Annotated in this window: 1 protein-coding gene; it reads left to right on the top strand. The window is 63.4% G+C overall.

Translation table 11 applies throughout. From position 1 onward, the window contains the following. Positions 1 to 933, top strand: a 933-nt coding sequence (locus LC092_RS21070) for an IS481 family transposase (protein ID WP_224809701.1), incomplete at its 5' end; no start/stop codon positions are given. Between the last annotated feature and the right edge of the window lie 39 nt (positions 934 to 972).

Here is a 972-nt window from a genome sequence, read left to right on the forward strand (position 1 = left end):
CAGCGGGTGAGCGCGGCTTGGGAAGAGGCGGTGGTGCGTGTGCGCGAGGAGCACCCGGCATGGGGGGCACGCAAGATTGCGGCGGTTCTGGCCCGCAGCCAGAGTGAGCTGCCTGCCGTCTCGACGATCCATGCCATTCTGCGGCGGCACGGCCATGTCGGCCCCCGGACCGCCGCAGGGCAGGCCCCGCTCCGCTTCGAGCATGAAGCGGCCAACCGCCTGTGGCAGATGGACTTCAAGGGACGGGTGCGCCTTGGTACGGAACAGCCTTGCCATCCCCTGACGATTGTCGACGATCATTCCCGCTTTTGCGTGTGTCTGGCGGCTTGCCCGGATCAGCAAACCCGGACCGTCCAAGAGCAGCTTGAACGCTGCTTCGCCCGGCACGGCCTGCCGGAGGCGTTCCTGGTCGACAATGGCTCGCCCTGGGGCTCCAGTCATAAGGAAAGCCGCTGGACACCCTTGCGTGTCTGGCTGGCGCATCTCGGTGTGGAGGTGATCTACGCCCGGCCCTTCCATCCGCAAACCAAGGGCAAGAACGAACGCTTCAACAGGACCTTGGGCGAAGAAGTTCTGGCCTTGCGCTCGTATCGCGACATCAGCGCCTTGCAGCAGGCCTTCGACCGCTGGCGCACTGTCTACAACCACCACCGGCCACACGAAGCCCTAGGCCAAGCCATCCCGGCAAGCCGTTATCGCCCCTCGCAAAGACGCTGGCCAGAGACCATCCCCGCCGTTTCCTACGCGCCGGATGTCATCACCCGCCTGGTGCCCCGAACAAAGGCACAGATCAGCTATCGCGGAAAGCTCTGGTCCGTTCCCAAGGCCTTCAAGGGCCATCGCCTCGCCATCCGGCCAACCTCAAACCACGACATCCTAGGCATCTACTTCGGCGCAAATCGTGTCGCAAACATCGATCTCTCTGCGCTATAAACTTGTCACCTATGTCTCCGAACAGGTGTCAACCATCTC

Origin of the sequence: Stappia stellulata (assembly GCF_020176715.1) — a bacterium.
GTDB lineage: Bacteria > Pseudomonadota > Alphaproteobacteria > Rhizobiales > Stappiaceae > Stappia.